The organism is Kocuria sp. CPCC 205231, from assembly GCF_040980965.1.
GTDB classification, from domain to species: domain Bacteria; phylum Actinomycetota; class Actinomycetes; order Actinomycetales; family Micrococcaceae; genus Kocuria; species Kocuria rosea.
The window spans coordinates 32282-51616 of the sequence record NZ_JAVKPP010000001.1 but is presented as its reverse complement, the minus strand read 5'-3'; the positions used below and the strand labels follow the sequence as shown (position 1 = coordinate 51616).

The window sequence follows — 19335 nt, the reverse complement described above, 5'->3', positions numbered from 1 at the left end:
GGAGGAGGGCAGACATGAGACGGTGCTTCGCCGCGGCCCGCGTGCTGATGGGCCTGGCCCTGGTCGTGGCAGTGGCCGGGCGGCTGCAGGCGTACCTGCGGTTCTGGATCGAGCGCGGGGACCGGGCCATCGCGGTCGACGTCGCCAACTTCTTCAGCTACTTCACCATCCAGACGTCGCTGTTCCACGCCGTGGTGTTCGGGTTCGGCGCGTGGTACCTGCTCGCACGGCGGGGCGCCGACCCGCCGTGGTTCGGGGCCCTGCGCGCCGCGGCCACGACGTACACCGTCACCACCGGAGTGGTCTACAACGCGCTGCTGCGCGCTCTGCCGCAGGAGGCGGCCCTGGAGCAGCCGTGGGCCAACGAGGTGCTGCACACGATCGTCCCGGTCTACGCGCTGCTGGACTGGCTGCTCGCCCCGGGGCGGAGCCCGGTCCGGTGGCGGACGGTCGGCGGGATCGTGGTCTATCCGGTGCTGTGGGCCGTCTACACCCTGGTGCGGGCGCCGTTCGTGCTGGACGAGGGCACCGGCAACCCCTGGTGGTACCCCTATCCGTTCCTGGACCCGCACGGGTCCGCCGGCGGCTACGGGTCCGTGGCGGTCTGGATCGCGGTGCTCGCGGTGGCGATCACGGCGACGGCCTCGGTCCTCGTCGGGTTCTCCCGGCTCCGCACCAGGGCTCCCGCCGACGACGGGGCCGAGCGCCGCCGGTGACGGGCCGGGCCGCGCAGGGACCGCCCGGTGCGGCCCGGGCGGCCCCTGGAACGCCGGCGTCAGGACAGGGCGCCGGAACGGGTCGTCAGGACAGGTCCTCGAGGGCCGCCGCCGCGTGGTCCGGGTGGTCGGAGAAGAGTCCGTCCATGCCGGCCTCCACGAAGGCCCTGATCTCCCCCGCCAGGTCGCCGTGCGCCCGCGGATCGGCGCCGGCGCGGTGCTCGGCGGGGAGGAAGAAGTTCTCCGCCCGGAAGGTCCAGCCGTGGACCTCGAGACCCGCGGCGTGGGCGTCGGCGATCACGGCCGTCGGCTCGCCGAGGGTGTCGTCAGTCTCCCGCGGGATCATGACGTCCTTGCAGGCGCCGAGGATGTCGGCGTAGGACGCGATCTCCGCCAGACCCTCCGCCGTCGTGAGGTCCGCGTAGCCGCGCGGATCGCCGGCGGCAACGAGGTCGAACGGCGCGCCCGAGCAGTCGACCAGCTGGGCGAGGCGCACGTCGGTCATCCCGTCGAGCTCGCGCAGGTTGGCGGTCTCGAAGCTCTGGAGGACCACCGGGTCCGCCTCGTCGCCGTAGCCGTTGGCCTCGAGCACCTCGACCGTCCTCTCCTCCAGGGACAGGCCGATCGAGTCGAAGTACGTGGGGTGCTTGAGCTCGGGCGCGATCCCCACCGGCTCGCCGTCGCAGGTGCGCGAGCGGCGGGCGAGGTCCACGACCTCCTCGAAGGTCGGGACCGGGTACAGGCCGTCGAAGGCGGTGCCGCCCGGGCGCAGCTCCGGGATGCGCTCCTCCGCGCGCAGGGTGCGCAGCTCGGCCAGCGTGAAGTCCTCGGTGAACCAGCCGGTGACCTCGGCGCCGTCGACCACCTTGGTGGTGCGCCGCTCGGCGAACTCCGGGCGGTCCTCGACGTCCGTGGTGCCGCCGATCTCGTTCTCGTGCCGCGCCACGAGCTCGCCGTCCTTCGTGGGGACGAGGTCGGGTTCGACGACGTCGGCGCACTGGGTGATGGCGAGCTGGTAGGAGGCCAGCGTGTGCTCGGGGCGGTAGCCGGAGGCGCCGCGGTGACCGATCACCCCGGGGCCCGTCCCGGCCGCGGGCTCGAGGCGCTCGCGGTCCAGCACGAAGAGCTCGGTGTCGTCCGGGGTGCCCGGGACGCGGGCGTCGTTGCCCGGGTAGTTGTTGTCGTTGCCGACCAGCAGGCGGCCGTCCCGCAGCTGCAGGACCACCTCGACCGACTGCTGGGGGAAGGAGAACTGCTCGCCCACGCCGTAGGCGCCGGGGGAGGTCCCGGTGCCGATGCCGGCCGGGTTGTCGATGGCGAGCAGGTCGGCCACCAGCTCCTTCTCGAGGTGACCCGAGTCGTCCGTGCGGCGAAGGTCGACGGCGTAGACGCGCTTGGTGACCGCCGCGGGGCCGTCGAGGTCGTCGCGCTCGAGGACCAGGAGCCGGTTCTGACCCGTCAGGAACGCGTCGCCCACGAGGTTGGCGTCGGTGTCCGTCTCGTAGTCCCACGTGCGGCCGGTGTACTCCCGCGTCCTCGTGTCGAACTCCAGGACCAGCCGGCGGCGCGGATCGTCGTCGTCGGCGAGGGCGCCCTCCAGGATCGGGTAGAGGTAGCGGCCGTTCCGCGAGCCCGCCATGGCCTCGAAGCCCTTGCTGGCGCCGACGGCGGGCCGCTCCCCGTCCTCGAGGTAGGGGCTCTGCGGCGACTCGAGCGTGCCCGTCCCGCCGTCGCGGACGTCGGCCAGCGGCACGGGCTCCTCGAGCACCACGCCCTCGGCGTCCACGTGCAGCAGGAAGGGCCCGAACTCCTCGCCGATCCAGAAGGTGCCGTCCGGCTGGCGGACCACGGACTCGACGTCGAAGTCGTTGCCGGTCAGCAGCCGCTCCTCGGTGTCCTCGTGCACCACGGGGAAGGGGATGCGGTGGTGCGGGTCCCGCAGCGACACGTGGTCCTGGACCTCGATCTCGCCGCTCCCGCCCTCGGCGGTCTCCCACTGCGGGGCGATGCGGTAGAGCCGCAGCAGGAAGTCGGCGGAGTTCTCCTGGTTGCCGAAGCCGTTGTCCGGCATAGCCCAGAACGTGCCGTCGCCGTTGTCGACCATGGCGGAGAAACCCGGGATCACCTGGCCGCCGAAGGGGCCGGTGCGGCCGTTCGCCGGCGTGGCCGCCGCCCCGGAGGGAGGGCCCTCGGCGAGGTGGTCGGCGGAGAGGGTGGCGCGCTGCTCGAGCACGGGCGCGCCGGCGGGCCCGCGGCCCGGATCGCCGCTGTGGGCGAGCGCCCCCGGCGTGGAGGTGAGGAGGACGGCCGCGGCCAGTGCGGCTGCTGCTGGGACTCTGCGCATGCGCCGAGCGTAGGACCGGGGCGTGGCCGGACGGTGGCGTCCGGGGAACATGTCGGCGAACGACGCCGCGCCGGTCGTTCACCCACCGGGCGTCCGCCCACCGTGCTCCGACCTGCGGCTCCGCTCCGGATCCGGGCGGTATGCCGGCGCGGTCCGGGTCAGAGCCGCGGCACGCACGGCGCGGCGCCCAGCTTCGCCAGGCCGGCCCGGTCCCCGGCCGAGAGCACCGTGGCCCCGCCCGCCGGGTGCATCATCTGGGTGGGGTCGTCGACGTGGGCGAGCCCCACCACGTGCGCCAGCTCGTGGATGATGGTCGCGCGGACGTGGGCCGCCCCGTCCGGGTGCTCCAGCACCGGCGCCAGACCGGGGGCGTCGAGGGCGACCTGACCGGTGACGTAGGCGAACGGCCCTCCGGGCGCCTGCCGGGCCGTGCTGCCGCCGAGGCCCACCACGTTGCCGGCCAGCCCCGGCACCTCGGCCTCGTCGGCCCACGCGATGAGCACGGGCGCCCACTGCCGGCCGTACCGGTCCGGCTGATAGGGCGCGCGCTGCTCGGCGGGCGCCTCCGTCGTCGTCCCCGCGGGGACGAACCGCAGACCCGTGGCCGCGGAGATCTCGGCGACCGCCTCCTCGACGAGCTGCCGGCCGCCCGGCGGGGCGCCGTCCGGGCGCACGACGTAGTGCACCGGACGGCACGGGTCGTAGGCGACCATCGGCTGGGCGGGGTCCGGGGAGTCCATGAAGCGGTGGCCGCCGACGTCCTCGACCGCCGGGGGCGCCCCCAGCGGCGCCGGTGCGGCCCCGACCCCGGGCGGGGGCGCCGACGCGTTCGGCAGGTAGGGGCGGATGACCGGCAGCGCGTAGTCCTGGAAGAGCCCGGGCGTGAACCAGAGCATCAGCAGCACCACGACGCCCACGGCCGGGGTCCCCCGCCACGCCGGGCTGCGCCTGCGCGGCGCCCTCGCCCAGCGGCGGGCGGATGCCCTGGCCGCCCGGGCGGCGCGCCGGTCCCGGCGCCGGCGCGCGCCCGGGCCCAGCAAGGCCTCGCGCTGCTGCTCCAGCGCCTCCTCGAGCACCCACTGCGGCGTCCGTCCGCTCGGGGACCGCGGGAGGCGCGCGGCGGCGGCGTGCTCGTCGCGGGTCCGGGGCGACGCTCCCCGCTGCGGCGTGGCGCCACCGGGCTGGTGCATGGTTCCTGGCTTCTGTGCTGGATCAGGCCGTCACGCGGCCCACACTGAAGTGTACGAAAGCAAACACGGCGGGGGATCCCGCACCGGCCCGTGACGGGGAATCGCCTGTCCACACTCCTGCCTACACTGGCCCGACGCAGCCCCGACCCGAAGGAGCACCGCAGTGGAGACCACCCCGCACCAGAACGTCACCTTCCCCTCGGCCGGGGGCCGGGCCCACGGCTACCTGGCGCTGCCGGACGCCGGCCGCGGTCCCGGCGTGCTCGTGATCCAGGAGTGGTGGGGGCTCACCGACCACATCCGGGACGTCGCGGACCGGCTCGCCGCCGAGGGCTTCGTGGCCCTGGCCCCCGACCTCTACGGCGGGTCCATCACCCACGAGGGCGAGGAGGCCGCCGAGATGATGTCCCGGCTGCCCGAGGAGGAGGGCGTGCGGCTGCTCGCCGGCTCCGTCGACTTCCTGCTCGGCCACGAGGCCGTCACCAGCTCCACGGCGGGGGCGATCGGCTTCTGCATGGGCGGCGGGTTCGTCCTGGCCCTCGCCGCCGACCAGGGCGGGCGGATCGGCGCCGCGGTGCCGTTCTACGGCGTCGGCCAGGGCGTGCCGGACGCCTGCCACGGGGTGCGCGCGGCGGTGCAGGGCCACTACGGCCGCGAGGACTCGTCCTACCCGGTCGAGAAGGCGCAGGCGCTCGAGGAGCAGCTCCGCCGCGAGTCCTCCGCACCCGTGGTCGAGTTCCACTACTACGACGCCCCGCACGCCTTCCACAACGACCGGAACCGGGCGAACCACCGCCCCGACGCCGCGGCCGCGGCCTGGGAGCGCGCGGTCGCCTTCCTGCGCGAGCACGTCCGGTAGTCGATGGCGAGGGCTGTCCCCCGACCCGCCCACAAGGGGAAACGTCCTGCTGCGCGGGTTGTTACCAGGATGTAGGAAACGGTGGCGCCCGGCGTCGGGTGTGGTGGAACTGGGGCTTTGCGGAGGCAAATGCGTGGCCGAGCGGTGGAACGGCGCTCCGTAGTTTTGGAGTCAACAACCCACCGCAGCGCACCACCGAACGAAGGGCTCCTCCCATGACCGCCACCGCCGTCGCCACCGTCTCCCGCCCCCGCCGCTACCGCGTCCTCGTCCCCCTCGCCGGCCTAGCCGCCGCCGCCGCGCTCGCCGTGGGCTCCGGGGCGGACTTCACCTCCAACTCGGTGAACTCCGCCAACGCCTTCAGCACCGGCTCGCTGACCCAGACGAACTCCAAGGCCAACAGTGCGGTGTTCAACCTCGACAACATGAAGCCCGGCGACACCCTCAACGGCTCGGTCACCATCACCAACTCCGGCTCCCTCGGCGCCGGCTTCAAGCTCACGGAGACCGCGACCAACGGGTTCACCACGAAGTCCAACCTCCGGCTCACGATCACCGAGTCCGGCTCCACCGCGCCGGTGTGGACCGGTACCTTCGGCGAGCTCACCGCCGCCGGCCCGCTGGTGCTGGGCGACTGGGCTCCGGGCCAGGCCAAGACGTTCGTCTTCAGCGTCACCCTCGACTCGAAGGCCGACAACACCGAGCAGGGCAAGACCGCCACGGCTACCTACAGCTGGGACGCGGTGCAGTCCGCGGGCACCACCACCGACCAGTGACCCGTCCGGCGGGGCCGGCCCTGACGGGCGGGCCCCGCCGTCCCTGCTCGACACGACCGCGGGCGTGCGCCCGCAGCAGGAGGACACCGTGCGTGCTGTGCGGATCGCGGCCCGGACCGCCTCCCGGGTGCTGCTGAACCTGGCGGCGCTCGTGGTGCTGGCCCTGGCCCTGGCCATGCTCGTGCCCGGTGCGCTGGGCTACGAGCGCTACGTCATCACCGGCGCGTCGATGTCCGGGACCTTCGAGAAGGGCACCCTGGCCATCGAGAGCGCGGTGCCGGTGGCGGACCTGGCCGTCGGCGACGTCATCACCTACCTGCCCCCGCCGGACTCCGGGCTCACCGAACTGGTCACCCACCGCATCCTCACCGTCGAGGAGTCCGAGAGCGGGCCCGTGTTCCGGACCCAGGGCGACGCCAACGCCGACGCCGACCCGTGGACCTTCCAGCTGCCCGGGCCCACCCAGGCCCGTCTGGACCACGCCGTCCCCCACCTCGGCTGGGCGTTCATCGCCCTGTCCGACCCGCAGGTCCGGCAGCTCGTCATCGGCGTGCCGGCCGGGCTCATCGCCCTCCGCTGCGCGATCGAGGTCGTGCAGGTCCTGCGCCGTCCCCGGCCCCGAACCGCGACCCCCCAGCCGTCTGCCGCCACGGCGCGGAAGCGCCTCGACGGCCCGCCGAGACGCCCTGTCCCGGGCCGGAGGACCGCCGCCGCGGTCTGACCCGCGGCGGCACGGCATGCCGCACGCCGTGCCGCGGAGGTGTTGCCGAACTGTGGAACTGCGAGCGGCCTCTGTTCCCCGGCTGTTGCCACCGGCTCTCTAGCGTGGGAACCGACCACCCGGTCCTCGCCCACACCGACCTCGACCCACGCCCCGGGAGCCACTGATCGCCATGACCGCACGAACCGCTGCGACCGCCGTTCTCGTCGTCGTGCTCGGTCTGCTCCTGGGCCTCAGCAGCACCGCCGAGTTCTCCTCCGCGTCCTTCACGAGCCGCTCGGACAACCCGCAGGGCACCGTCCGGGCCGCCGCGGACTGGACCCCGCCCACCACGTCCCTCACCCCTCCGGGCGCAATCCTGGCGGGCTCGGTCGTCCTCACCGCGTCCGCCGCAGACGCCGAGACCGGGATCGACACCGTCGCGGTCCAGTACCGCTCGGCCTCCGGAGGCGAGTGGCGCACAGTGTGCACCACCGCCTCGGCCCCCTACCGCTGCACGTGGAGCACCCCCGGTGTCGTGGACGGCTCCTACGCGCTGCGCTCCGTGACGACCGACCGGGCCGGGTACTCGGCGGTCTCCGCCGTGGCGACCACCGTGGTGGACAACACCGGGCCCGTCGTGACGATGATCGATCCCGGCGCGCTCCTCGGCGGCACCCGGACCTTCGAGGCCACCGCGGCCGACCCCGGCACCGGTGTGCAGACGGTGGTCCTCCAGTACGCCCCGAGCGGCTCGAGCACCTACCGGGACCTGTGCACCGCGACCGCCGCCCCCTACTCCTGCCGCTACGACACCCGGCAGCTGCCCGACGGCCGCTACGACCTCCGGGCGGTCGCGACCGACCGCGCCGGCAACGCCACCACCTCCGCGGTGGTCGCGAACCGGGAGGTCGAGAACCCGGTCAGCACCGTCACCCTGGCCGCCCCGAAGACCTACCTGTCCGGCGGCACCACGCTGAGCGCCACCGCTGCCTCCACCGCGGGGGTGCAGGCGGTCCGCTTCCAGTACGCCCCCGCCGGCACGACCACCTGGAGCACGGTGTGCACCGACACCACCGCGCCGTACAGCTGCGCCTGGACCACGACCGGTGTGGCAGACGGCGCCTACGACCTCCGCACGGTCCTGGTGGACAGCAAGGGGCGGGAGACCGCCTCGGCGTCCGTTCCCGAACGGCACGTGCTCAACACCGTGGTCCGCGGCGTGGACGTCCAGGCCGCCAACGGGGGCAGGGCCGGCACGATGGACGCCGGGGACACGATCACCTACACCTACAGCCACCTCGTGGACCTGAACACGATCAGCACCGGGTGGGACGGCAGCGCACTGGCGACCGCGCTGAACATGCAGAGCGGCTGGTTCGCCGACAGCAGCATCACCGTGGCCGGCTCCGCCCGGACCGATTCCGTGGGCTCCGTGAACCTGGACGCCGACTACCTCTCGGTCTCGACGAGCGCCCGGTTCGACGCCACCATGACGGCGGGGGCGGTCGTCGTCGACGGCCGTCCGCGCACGGTGATCACCGTGACACTGGGCCAGAGGACGGGCGGCGGCACGCCGAGCACGAACAGCACGCCGACGATGGCCTGGACGCCCAGCACCGCCGTCAAGGACCTCGCCGGCAAGGCCGTGTCGTCGGCAGCGGTCAACGAGACCGGCGCCGCGGACGGGGACTTCTGATGCGCCGTCCGCGCGCCCGCCGGGCCACCGCCGTGGCCGCGGTGCTGCTCGCCGCAGTCCTCGCCGTCCAGGCCGTGCTCATCCGGGACGAGGCCGCCTATCTGAGCGTGCTGCTCCTCGCCGGCGCCGCACTGGGCGTCGTGGGTGCCGTGCGCCTCCGGCTCCGCGGCTGCTTCGCGGCCCGCTTCACCCTGGTGCTCGTGGCGGCGCTCGTGCTCTTCGGGGAGGGCCTGCTGGCGGCGCTCGGCCTGCCCGGGCTCGGTCACGCGGGCGCACGGACCGGCCTCGCGGTGACGGGAACAGCGGCGATGGCGGGCGCCGTCGTCGTCCTGGTGGGCCTGCGGCCGAAACATGACGCGGGACACCGGGCAGTCCCATGAGAATGGATATGCTTTTGCAATGGTCCCCAGCATCCTCCTGGTGGAGGACGACGACGGCATCGCCCTCCCCCTGACCCGCGCCCTCGAGCGGGAGCAGTACGCCGTGGAGCGGGTGAGCACCGGCCAGGCCGCCCTCGCGAGCGCCGCCACCGGGCGGTTCCCGCTGGTGGTCCTCGACCTCGGGCTGCCGGACGGGGACGGACTGGACGTGTGCCGGCAGGCCCGCGAGGACGGCTACACCGGGGCCGTGCTCATCCTCACCGCGCGCGGCTCGGAGATCGACCGGGTGGTCGGCCTCGACGTGGGCGCCGACGACTACATGGCCAAGCCCTTCAGCCTGGCCGAGCTGCTGGCCCGCGTCCGGGCGCTGCTGCGCCGGCAGATCGGCCCGTCCACCGCTCCCGTGCCGCAGCCGCAGACCGCCCCGGGGCTGCGGGTGGACCCGCGGTCCCGGCAGGCCTTCGTGGCGGACGCGGTCCTGCCGGTCACCGCCAAGGAGTTCGACGTGCTGGCCGAACTGGACGGTGTCCGCGGGGACGTGGTCACGCGGGAGCACCTCATGGACCGGGTGTGGGACGAGAACTGGTTCGGCTCCACCAAGACCCTCGACGTCACCGTGGCCAGGCTGCGGCACAAGCTGGCCGACTCCGGGGCGCCGGCCCAGATCGTCACCGTGCGCGGGATCGGCTTCCGGCTCGAGGACGGCCCGCCGGATGCGTGACCGGCTGGTCACGGCGCTCGTCGGTCTGGCGATCGCCGTGATCGTCCTGTACGGCGGCCCGCGGGCCTACATGGTGGCCGAGCAGGCGCAGACCACCGTGGTCCAGCAGACCGAGCGTTCCGCGGACCTGATCGCAGCCGTGCTCACGGAGCGCTCGCGCGGCGGTGGACCCGTCGACGAGGACCTTGACGCCCTCGTGCACGACGGAGAGGTCCTGGTCCACCGGGCTGCGGACGGCCGGGTGCTGGCGTCGGCGGGCGAGGCCGAGGGCCACGCCGCGGACGTGGTGGCGACCCGGCGGCTGCCGGACGGCAGCGCCCTGGAGCTGACCCGCTCCGGTGCGGCGGTGAGCGAGCGGATCACCGATGCCGTGATGCCGATCGTGCTCATCGGCCTGGGGGTCGTGGTCCTGGCCGTCCTCGCCGCGGTGGTGCTGGCCCGCGGGCTGGCGCGGCCCTTCCAGCAGCTGGCCGACGCCGCCCGCCGGCTGGGGGACGGGACCTTCAGCCTGCCGCCGATGGACTCCACGCTGCCCGAGGCCCGGGCCATCGGGGTGGCGCTGCAGACCAGCTCCCGGCAGCTCGAGGCCCTCCTGCACCGCGAGCGGCAGTTCGCGGCCAACGCCTCCCACCAGCTGCGGACCCCGCTCACCGCCCTGCGCCTGGAGCTCGAGGACCTCACCTACTGGCCAGAGACCGCCCCCGCGGTGTCCGAGCAGCTCGACCGGGCGCTGGGAGAGCTGGACCGGCTTAGCGGGACCGTGACCGAGCTGCTGGAGCACTCCCACGGCCGCCGTCTGGAGCGCCCGGTGCCCGTGGACCTGGCGCTGCTCACCGCCGAGACCGCCGCGCGCTGGGACCGGCAGGCCGGTGCGGCGGGCCGCACCGTCACGGCGATGGCACCGCGTCCCGCCCGCGTCCGCACGCATCCCGGGCTGCTGCAGCAGATCCTGGACGTGCTCATCCACAACGCCCTGCGGCACGGCCGCGGAGTCGTGCGCGTACGGGCCAGGGATGCCCGCACGCACTGGGCGATCACGGTCCAGGATGAGGGGGACCGACCCGTGGACCGGGGCATCTTCGACCGCCACGTCAGCACCGGGGAGGGGGGCGAGGGCATCGGACTGACGGTCGCCGCCGAGCTCGCCGAGTCCCTCGGCGGCAGCCTCACCCTCGAGTCCGCCCCGACCACCACGTTCCTGCTGCGGCTGCCGGCGGCACCGTCGACCTGAGCCGACGCCCAGGCACCGCCGGTCGCGGTGACAGCTCCGGCACAGCCTGCCGTGCCAGGCTCGGCCCCGGAGCACGCCCGAGACCACCCAGGGAGAACCGATGACGCAGACGACCACCCGGACCATGACGCGCACCGCGACCGCCGTGCTCACCGCGGCACTGGTCGCCCTGGCGGTGGTGCTGCAGCAGCCGGAGCCCCTCACCGCGGCACTGCTCATCGCCGTCCTCGGCACCGGGTGGGACCTGCGCCTGACCCGCGACCTGGCCCGGGTGCGGGTCCGCCCCTGACCCCACCGCCCCGAGCACGCCGGGCGCCCGAGCACCGAGGAGTCCCCATGACCGAGATCTGGCCCGTGGTCCACGCCGAGCGCCGGGCGCTGATCCGGGACCTGGAGGACCTCCCGGCGCAGCGGTGGGCGACCCCCTCGCTGTGCCCGGGCTGGGACGTCCACGACGTCCTCGCCCACCTCGTCGACGACGCGCGGACCACGCGCCTGGGCTTCCTCCGCCGCCTCGCGGCCGCCCGCTTCGACTTCGACCGCTGCAACGCCCGCGGCGTCGCGCGGGAGCGCCGTGCGGACCCGCGGGACACCCTGGCCGCGTTCCGCGCGGTGAGCGGCCGCACCACGAGCGCGCCGGCGGCGCCGGCCACCCGGCTGGTGGAGGCGTTCGTGCACGGGGAGGACATCCGGCGCCCGCTCTCGCTCACCCGGGACCGTCCGGCCGGACCGGTCGCCGAGGCCCTGCGCCACCAGCTGCGGACCAGCACGAAGCTCGGCGGCGGGAAGGAGCGGGCGGCGGGCCTGCGGCTCGTGGCCACCGACGCCGACCTGGTCGCCGGGACCGGCCCGGAGGTGCGCGGCGGCGTCCTCGCGCTGCTGCTGGCGGTGTCCGGGCGCGCGGTCGGCCCCGAGGAGCTCACCGGCCCCGGAGCCGCCGGACTCGCGCGCTGAGCGTTCGCCGTCCCGCACGGCCCTCGATGCGATGGTGTGACGGCCCCGCAGTGTGATCCTTGACACCCCGGCCCGGATGTCCCTACTCTCCTAACACGTGTCAGGAACCTGACACGTGTTAGTTCAGCAGAGTGAGGACACGCGGATGACTGCAGCGAGCAGCTTGACCCGTCGCGCGCTACTGGGGGTCGGCGGCATCGCCCTGGCCGGGGCCACCGTCGGGGCGTGGCCGCGACTGACCGGCTCCGACATCCCCGGCCGTGGTGAGGACGTCCTGACGGTCGCGATCCAGGGCACGGCCCAGGACGCCGCGAACCGGCAGCAGCTGGTGGACGAGTTCCAGGCCGAGCACCCGGACATCCCGGTGCGGATCCAGGCCGTCCAGAGCGCGGACTGGGGGGACTTCTTCTCCAAGATCCTCACCATGGTCGCGGCCGGCCAGGCGCCGGACCTGGTGTACGTGGCCACGGAGGGCACCCAGCTGTTCGCCGACCGGCTCGCGGTGCCCCTCGACAGCTTCGTCCAGCGGGACGCCGCCACGATGGGCGAGTACTTCCGCGACGTGCACCCCAGCCTCGTCGAGGCCTTCATGTACAAGGGGAACCTGTACCAGCTGCCGCTGGAGTTCAACGCGGCCAACATGTACCTCAACACGGCGGCGCTGCGCCGGGCCGGGGCGGAGCGGCCCGCCGACGACTGGACCAAGGACGACTTCACGGGGCTCATGCGCGCCATGCAGCGCTCCAACGAGGGCTCCTTCCGCCCCTACTACTGGACGAACCGCCTGTTCGGCGGTGTGGTCCCCTGGCTCTACGCCAACGGCACCAGCTTCCTCACCGAGGAGAAGGCGCCGGGCGGCGGATGGCTGTGGAACGGCTTCTACGGGGACCACCCGGCGGGTGCCGACCGCAGCGGCGGCTACCTGTGGACGGGCTCCAACGTCCGGGACGAGCGGGTCACGGAGACGTTCGACTACCTGCGGGAGCTCGTGCAGGAGGGCCTCGGCGTGCGCCCCGAGGAGGGCGGCGGCAACGCCCTGATCGGCCTGTTCGCCTCCAACCGCGTGGGCGCCACCCCGGCCGGCGGGTACTGGGCGCAGGGGCTGAACGAGGCCGGGATGGGGCCGGAGGCCTTCGACGTGCAGTTCTTCCCGCGCTGGCGCACGCAGCGGCACCAGTTCGGCGGCGCCGGCTACGCGCTGATGAAGACCTCGGAGCGCAAGGACCAGGCGTGGGAGTGGATCAAGTTCACGGCCCGCAAGGAGTCGATGCAGCTGGCCACCCCCCACCCGAACACCACGCCGAGCCGGCGCTCCATGGTCACCGCGGACTTCTACCGCGGGGCCGGTCCCGAGCACTGGCAGGTCTTCTACGACACGCTGGACCGCTTCCCCAGCACCGGTCCCATCCCCGCCCCGCCGCAGCAGGCCGCCGTCGAGTCCGCGCTCATGAAGAACGTGGCGGTCGCCATGGGCGGCGGCGCCGGCCAGATGACCTCGGCCCTCGACCGGCTCGACACCGAACTCGCTCTCATCCTCGGGGAGGACTCATGACCACCATCGCACCGGCACCGGACGTCGCCCGCACCACGGTCTCCGCACCGGTGCCGTCGCCGCGGCGGACCCGCTCCCGGGCCGAGAGGTGGATGACCGTCGTCTTCCTGGCTCCGACCGTCATCGGGATGGGCGTCTTCACGGTGCTGCCCATCCTGGCCTCCGTGGTGCTGGCCTTCTTCCAGTGGGACATCATCTCCGCGCCCGAGTTCGTGGGGCTGCGCAACTTCACCGAGCTCGTCACGGACCGGACCGTGCGGGTCTCCTTCCTGAACACGATCGTGTTCGTGGTGGTCGCGGTGGCTCTGCAGCTGTCCCTCGCGATGACCCTGGCGGTGCTGGTGCAGGGGAAGATGCCGGCCTGGTTGCGGCTGTTCTTCCGCTCCACGTTCTTCTTCCCGCTGATCCTCTCCGCGGCCAGCGTCTCGATCTTCATGCGCTACATGTTCAACGAGCAGTTCGGCGTCGTGAACTGGCTCCTCACCAATGTCGGCCTGCCCGCGGTGCCCTGGCTGACCACCACGACCGGGGCCTCGCTCGTGGTGGTGCTCGTCTACGTGTGGCAGAACTTCGGCTTCACGTTCCTCATCCTGCTGGGCGGGATCGCGTCCATCCCCAAGGAGCTCTACGAGGCGGCCGATCTCGACGGCGCCACGGGCTGGTCCAAGTTCCGCAACGTGACCCTGCCCCTGGTCAGCCCGACGCTCCTGGTGGCGTCCGTGACGGCGATCATCACCGCGCTGCAGGTCTTCGACCAGCCCTACGTGCTCACCCGCGGCGGCCCCGGGGACTCGACCCGCTCCGCCGTGATGGTCGTCTACCAGACGGCGTTCCAGCAGCTGGAGTTCGGCAAGGCCTCCGCCATCGGGCTGGTGCTCATGGTGCTCATCATGCTCGTCACCCTGGCGCAGTTCCGCCTCTCCCGGCGCTACGTCCACTACCAGTGAGCTCTTCCCACCGACGAAGGACCACCTCATGTTTGCACCCGCTCACACCCCGCCCCGGACGGCCGGCCCCGTGCCCCGCCGTCGCCGCCGCCGCGGCCTGCCCAGCCCGGGGCGCGTCGCCGGCCTCCTCTTCCTGCTGGTCGCCGCCGTCGCGGTCCTGGGGCCCGTCATGTGGACCCTGTCGACGTCCCTGCGCAGCCCCAGCGAGGCCTTCGACCTTCCGCCCAAGTTCCTCCCCACGGACCCGGACACCACGGCCTACGCCGAGGTCGCCCGGCAGATCGACCTGGTGCGGCTCGTGCTCAACAGCGCGCTGGTCACCGCCCTCATCGCCGCCGGGCAGATGCTGACGGCGGCCATGGCCGGATACGTCTTCGCCCGCATGCGCTTCCGGGGCTCCGGGCTGATGTTCGGCGTGGTCCTGGCCACCATGATGGTCCCGGTCCAGGTGACGATCGTGCCCGTGTTCATGCTGGTCCGCGGCATGGGCCTGGCCGACACCCTCCTGGCGCTGATCATCCCGGCCATCCCCACCGCGTTCGGCACGTTCCTGATGCGCCAGTACTTCATGGGGCTGCCCAACGACCTCGCCGAGGCCGCCGCCCTGGACGGCGCGAGCCCCTGGCGGACGTTCTTCTCCGTCTACGCGCCGCTGTCCCTGCCGGGCATGGCCATCGTGGGCATCCTGGCGTTCAACTACCACTGGAACGAGTTCTTCCGGCCCCTCATCCTGACCATCTCGGAGCAGAACTTCACCCTCCCCCTGGGCCTCGTGTCCCTGCAGGGGAACCTGGGCACGGGGAGCATCTCCGTGGTCCTGGCCGGCGTCGTGATCTCCATGATCCCCGCACTCATCGTCTTCGTCTTCGGGCAGCGCTACCTGCGCGAGGGCCTCACCGCAGGAAGCAGCAAATGACCCTCTCTCCCAGCACCGCCCCCGCCGTCCTGCCCGCCGGCCGGGCCTTCCCCCGCACGCACCCCCGGCCGGCCCGGGGCTGGCTCAACGACCCCAACGGGCTGTGCCGGGTCGACGGCACCTGGCACGTGTTCTTCCAGTACAACCCCGGCTCCGCGCGGCACGACGCCATCCAGTGGGGGCACCTGTCCTCCCCGGACCTGGTGACGTGGCAGGAGGAGCCGGTGGCCCTGCGCCCGCAGCGGCACGGCCCCGACGCGTTCGGCTGCTGGTCCGGGGTGCTCACCGTGGACGAGGGGCGCCCCGTGGCGGTCTACAGCGGTGTCGAGGCCGCCGACGACCGGTCCCGCGTGACGCTGGCCACCGGCTCGGAGGACCTCCGGTCCTGGCGACAGGAGGGCGTCACGGCGGCGGACATGCCCGCCGACCCCGACGTCGTCGCGGTGCGCGACCCCTTCCTCTTCCGCTGGGCGGGCCGGCGGTACGCCCTGCAGGGCGCGGGACTGGCCGACGGCCGGGCGGCGATCCTGCTCTACGACGCCGCCGACCTGGCGCACTGGTCCTACCTGGGCGTGTGGCTGACCTCGGACCACCCCGTGCTCAGCGCGGACCTCGACGCCTCGATCTGGGAGTGCCCCCAGCTCTTCGAGGTGGTCGAGGGCGAGGTGTCCCGCTGGGTGCTGATCGTCTCCCGGTGGATGCGCCAGGAGGACGGGTCCGGCCGGCTGCAGGACGTGCGCTACGTCGTCGGCCGCATGGACGAGGGTTCCGACGACGACGACGACGGGGTCCGGGCCCGGGGGGCCGCCCCACGCTTCCACCCCGAGGCCTGTGGTGCCGTGGACACGGGGCCGGCCTTCTACGCGCCCCAGGTGCTGGCGCTGGAGGACCGCACCCTGCTGTGGGGCTGGTCGTGGGAGACGCGGCCGGAGCAGGTCAGCGACGAGGAGGGGTGGGCCGGACTGCTCACCTGGCCGCGCGAGCTCCGGCTGGACGGCGACGTCCTCGTCCCGGCCCCCGCCGCCGAGTGCGCGGGGCACCGGCGCGGGCCCCTCGAGCTGACGTCCGCGGACGGGACGGTCGAGCTGCCGGACGCCGCCGAGCTCCGCGCCACGGGCCCGGACGCCGCCGTGCGCCTGCTGCTGCGCGGACCCGCCGGCGAGCGCGAGGTCTGGTCGGGGCGCGCGGCGACGGTCGTGGTCGACGGCTCCCTGGTGGAGCTCTACGCGCAGGACGGGCCCTCCCACACCCTGCGTGCGTATCCGCAGGACGGGGAGACCTGGTGCGCGGCGGTCGAGCCGGGCACGGTCACCGGGTGGGCGCTGGGCCCGTCGACGCCCTGACGATCAGCGGGCAGTCGATGCGCTCCACCGCGGGCGGGATCTCGAGGCCGTGGAGCTGCTCCAGGAGCAGCTCCACGGCGCGCGCCCCGATCCGCCGGTGCGGCAGGGCGACGGTCGTCAGCGCGGGGACGAGCTGATCGGCCACGCTCTGCTGGTCGTCGACCCCCACCAGGGACAGGTCCTCCGGGACCCGCAGCCCCGACGCCGCCGCGCAGAGCAGCACGCCGGTGGCGGTGCGGTCGTTGGACGCGAGGATCGTCGTCGGCGGCTCGGGCAGGGCGAGCAGCCGCTGCGCCGCCCGGTAGCCGTCCTGGATCTCCCAGCCGGTCGGCTCGACCGTGAGCCGCAGGCCCTCGCGGCCGAACTCCTCGCAGGCCGCCTCGAAGCCCTGCCGGTGCAGCGGCGTGGCCGGCGAGTCGGACGTGCCGGTCAGCAGGGCGATCCGGCGGTGCCCCAGACCCAGCACGTGCTCGGTGGCACGGCGCATCCCGGTCACCTCGTCCGGGATCACCGCGGCGAGCCGTTCCTGCGGGTCGTAGCAGTTGGCGAGCACCGCGGGGCGGTGCAGCAGCGGCTCGGGCGGGTCCAGCTCCACGAGGCCGCCCGTGGCGTAGACCAGCCCGTCGACGTGCCGGTGGATCAGGGCCTCGGCGAGCTCGAGGTCGCGCCCCGGCACCCCCTCCGTGTCGGCCACGGTCAGCACGTAGCCCGCCGGGCGGGCGACGGAACCTGCGCCGCTGATGATCCGGCCGGCGAAGGGACTGGTCACGATCTCGTCGGTGATCACGCCGATGGTGTTGGTGCGCTGGCTCTGCAGGGCGACCGCCACCGCGTTCGGCACGTAGCCCAGCCGCTGCACGGCCTCCCGGATCCGCTGCTGGGCGGTGGGCGAGACGTTGCCGTCGGCGTTGTTGTTGAGGACCATCGAGACCGCGCTCCGGGAGACCCCGGCCTCGCGCGCGACATCGGCGGCAGTGGGGTTGCGGGCCATGTTCCTCCGGCGGTAGCACCGGTCTCGAACCGGGTCGGTGTGCGGCCCCCAGTCTATCGGGGACGCCCCGCCCGGGGCCGGGGGCTCAGCGGACGAGGGTGAAGAGGATGCCGCTGATGGCCACGAGCCCGGCGACGGTCACGAACACGTTGGAGAGCTGCCCCCGGTAGGGCGCCAGCGCCGGGATCCGGTGCACGGCGTACATCGGCATGAGGTACAGGATCACGGCGATGACGGGCCCGGCCAGGGACTCGATGAGGGACAGGATGCTCGGGTTGAGCACCGCGGCCGCCCACGTGGTGAGGAAGATGAAGACCGCGATCCCCCGGCGCAGCGTCCGGTCCTGCGGCTGCCGGATCCGGGCGGGGAGCATGCTGCGCACGATGCCCGCCGCGCCCTCGCTGGCGCCCAGGTAGTGGCCGAAGAACGAGGAGACGATCGCCACGACCGCCACGGCGGGGCCGAGGTAGCCGATCCAGGGGTTGTCCTGCACGTTGGCCAGGTGGGAGAGCACCGGGAGGTTGGCCTCCCGGGCCTCCTGCAGCCCGGTGGCGCCCAGGGACAGGACGCAGGACCAGACGAAGCCCATGGTGAACAGCACCAGCAGGACCGTGGTGCGGCGCAGCACGCGGGACGCCGCCGCGGGCGCGTCCGGCCCGTGCTCGCGCTGCATCGCCAGGGAGAACTGCGAGATCGCGGGGGAGTGGTTGAACGCGAACACCAGCACCGGGATGATCAGCCACACCGACAGCGTGAACTCGCCGGCGGACGGCACCACGGCGAGGTCGCCCACCTGCCAGGTGGGGACGAGGTAGACCGTCACCCCCAGCAGGGCGAGGATCAGCGGGTAGACCAGCCACTGGGTCACCGCGAGCATGAGGCGCTGACCGGCGACCATGACCAGCATCATCAGGGCGATCAGCACCCCGGAGAGCAGCACGCGGGGCACCGGCGGCAGGCCCAGCTGGTTGACCAGCAGGCTCTCGACCGTGTTGGTGATGCCCACCCCGTAGATCAGGACGATGGGGTAGATCGCGAGGAAGTACAGGGCGGTGATCACCTGCCCGGCGCCCTCCCCGAAGTAGTCGCGGGCCACGACCGTGATGTCCTCGCCCTTGCGCGGCGAGGCGCAGACGAAGCGTGCGAGGGCCCGGTGGGACAGGTAGGTCATCGGCCCGATGAGGACGGTCACCACGAGCAGCGGCCACAGGCCGCCGGCCCCCGCGTTGATCGGGAGGAAGAGGATGCCCGCGCCGATGGCGGTGCCGAACAGGCCGAGCATCCAGCCGGTGTCGACCGCGGAGGGCCGGCTCCGGGCACCGGGTGCCGCGGTCGAGCGGTCCGGGGCGGGAGTCGTGGTCGTCGGCGTGGTCGTCGGGGCGGAAGCAGGTTCTGCGTCGGCGGAGATCGTCCGCGGGGCAGGGGAGCGCGACATGGTGGTCCTCGCTGGGTGCACATGGGGTGGACCTCAGGGACGATACCAGCCGGACCGCGTCCCTCCGGGCCTCGGGCGGCGTCACTCCCGGGCAGCGGCACCCGCGCCCCGGAACCGCCGCCGGGACGACGACGGAGCGTCGGCCCGGCACGACCGGCGTGCCGGGCCGACGCTCCGTCGGTGGGTCAGGACCGGCACCTCGGTGCCGGCGGGTCAGTGCTGTCGCAGGGGGCGTCCCACGATCCCGGTGGACACCGCGAAGTACGCGGCCGCCGCGAACAGCAGCGTGGCCCACCCGTAGGCCTGGGACCCCAGGGCCAGGACGGCGCCGTTGGCGACGAACAGCATGACGGCCGCGACCGTCAGCCACTGCGCCACCTGATTTCCGCGAACCTCTCGAACCCCTGCCACTGTCATCCCCTTCGTCGATCGCCTCCCGCCTGCGACCGCAGCCGGGATGAGGCCAAGTTAGGTGCCTTTCGGGACATATGTCAGTCGACTTAAGTCCAGACCTCGTGGGAGCCGCGCCAACATCGGGCCTGGTCAGGGGCAACAGGCGAACATGACGAAAGATGGCGCGG

General features: G+C 73.5%; 19 protein-coding genes. 14 read left to right on the top strand and 5 right to left on the bottom strand.

What is annotated here, in order from left to right; all coding sequences use genetic code 11:
• Positions 1 to 14 precede the first annotated feature (14 nt).
• Positions 15 to 716 (top strand): Pr6Pr family membrane protein, encoded by a 702-nt coding sequence (locus tag RF640_RS00275; RefSeq protein WP_368826128.1) that lies wholly within the window; start codon positions 15 to 17, stop codon positions 714 to 716.
• 85 nt (positions 717 to 801) lie between these two features.
• On the opposite strand, the gene RF640_RS00270 is transcribed toward RF640_RS00275, so the two are convergent.
• Both RF640_RS00270 and RF640_RS00265 read right to left on the bottom strand, forming a co-directional pair.
• Positions 802 to 3060, bottom strand: a complete 2259-nt coding sequence (locus RF640_RS00270; protein ID WP_368826126.1) for an esterase-like activity of phytase family protein — start codon at positions 3058 to 3060, stop codon at positions 802 to 804.
• 158 nt (positions 3061 to 3218) lie between these two features.
• Positions 3219 to 4250 (bottom strand): peptidase, encoded by a 1032-nt coding sequence (locus RF640_RS00265; protein WP_368826124.1) that lies wholly within the window; start codon positions 4248 to 4250, stop codon positions 3219 to 3221.
• Positions 4251 to 4413: 163 nt separating this feature from the next.
• On the opposite strand from RF640_RS00265, the gene RF640_RS00260 reads away from it, so the two are divergent.
• The 13 genes from RF640_RS00260 to RF640_RS00200 all read left to right on the top strand — a co-directional run bounded on the left by RF640_RS00260 (position 4414) and on the right by RF640_RS00200 (position 16328).
• Positions 4414 to 5109: a dienelactone hydrolase family protein gene (locus tag RF640_RS00260; protein ID WP_368826122.1), complete on the top strand. Its 696-nt coding sequence runs from the start codon at positions 4414 to 4416 to the stop codon at positions 5107 to 5109.
• Positions 5110 to 5324: 215 nt separating this feature from the next.
• Positions 5325 to 5885, top strand: coding sequence for a TasA family protein (locus RF640_RS00255; protein WP_109269076.1), 561 nt, complete (start codon positions 5325 to 5327; stop codon positions 5883 to 5885).
• Between the two features lie 88 nt (positions 5886 to 5973).
• Positions 5974 to 6606 (top strand): signal peptidase I, encoded by a 633-nt coding sequence (locus RF640_RS00250; protein ID WP_368826120.1) that lies wholly within the window; start codon positions 5974 to 5976, stop codon positions 6604 to 6606.
• 172 nt (positions 6607 to 6778) lie between these two features.
• Positions 6779 to 8284: an Ig-like domain-containing protein gene (locus RF640_RS00245; RefSeq protein WP_368826118.1), complete on the top strand. Its 1506-nt coding sequence runs from the start codon at positions 6779 to 6781 to the stop codon at positions 8282 to 8284.
• Complete coding sequence (locus RF640_RS00240; RefSeq protein WP_290467669.1) at positions 8284 to 8664, top strand: hypothetical protein; 381 nt, start codon at positions 8284 to 8286, stop codon at positions 8662 to 8664. Before RF640_RS00245 ends, RF640_RS00240 begins: the two co-directional genes overlap by 1 nt.
• Positions 8665 to 8683: 19 nt before the next feature.
• Positions 8684 to 9385, top strand: a complete 702-nt coding sequence (locus tag RF640_RS00235) for a response regulator transcription factor (protein ID WP_017834962.1) — start codon at positions 8684 to 8686, stop codon at positions 9383 to 9385.
• Positions 9378 to 10616: a sensor histidine kinase gene (locus tag RF640_RS00230; protein ID WP_368826115.1), complete on the top strand. Its 1239-nt coding sequence runs from the start codon at positions 9378 to 9380 to the stop codon at positions 10614 to 10616. Before RF640_RS00235 ends, RF640_RS00230 begins: the two co-directional genes overlap by 8 nt.
• 100 nt (positions 10617 to 10716) lie before the next feature.
• Complete coding sequence (locus RF640_RS00225; protein ID WP_368826113.1) at positions 10717 to 10905, top strand: hypothetical protein; 189 nt, start codon at positions 10717 to 10719, stop codon at positions 10903 to 10905.
• A gap of 47 nt (positions 10906 to 10952) precedes the next feature.
• Entirely contained in the window at positions 10953 to 11570 is a 618-nt protein-coding gene (locus RF640_RS00220) for a maleylpyruvate isomerase family mycothiol-dependent enzyme (protein WP_368826111.1), read from the top strand.
• Between the two features lie 145 nt (positions 11571 to 11715).
• Positions 11716 to 13122 (top strand): extracellular solute-binding protein, encoded by a 1407-nt coding sequence (locus tag RF640_RS00215; protein WP_368826109.1) that lies wholly within the window; start codon positions 11716 to 11718, stop codon positions 13120 to 13122.
• A 92-nt stretch (positions 13123 to 13214) separates the two neighbouring features.
• Entirely contained in the window at positions 13215 to 14069 is an 855-nt protein-coding gene (locus tag RF640_RS00210) for a carbohydrate ABC transporter permease (protein WP_368826325.1), read from the top strand.
• 28 nt (positions 14070 to 14097) lie between these two features.
• Positions 14098 to 14985, top strand: coding sequence for a carbohydrate ABC transporter permease (locus RF640_RS00205; protein ID WP_368826107.1), 888 nt, complete (start codon positions 14098 to 14100; stop codon positions 14983 to 14985).
• A complete protein-coding gene (locus RF640_RS00200; protein ID WP_368826105.1) occupies positions 14982 to 16328 on the top strand; it encodes a glycoside hydrolase family 32 protein in 1347 nt (448 codons plus the stop codon). Before RF640_RS00205 ends, RF640_RS00200 begins: the two co-directional genes overlap by 4 nt.
• Here RF640_RS00200 and RF640_RS00195 read toward each other — a convergent pair.
• The 3 genes from RF640_RS00195 to RF640_RS00185 form a co-directional block, all read right to left on the bottom strand.
• Positions 16294 to 17319, bottom strand: coding sequence for a LacI family DNA-binding transcriptional regulator (locus tag RF640_RS00195; protein WP_368826103.1), 1026 nt, complete (start codon positions 17317 to 17319; stop codon positions 16294 to 16296). The genes RF640_RS00200 and RF640_RS00195 overlap by 35 nt on opposite strands.
• 85 nt (positions 17320 to 17404) lie before the next feature.
• On the bottom strand, positions 17405 to 18754 hold the full coding sequence (locus RF640_RS00190) for an HAAAP family serine/threonine permease (RefSeq protein WP_368826101.1): 1350 nt from the start codon (positions 18752 to 18754) through the stop codon (positions 17405 to 17407).
• 213 nt (positions 18755 to 18967) lie between these two features.
• Complete coding sequence (locus RF640_RS00185; protein WP_017834952.1) at positions 18968 to 19132, bottom strand: hypothetical protein; 165 nt, start codon at positions 19130 to 19132, stop codon at positions 18968 to 18970.
• Positions 19133 to 19335: the final 203 nt, after the last annotated feature.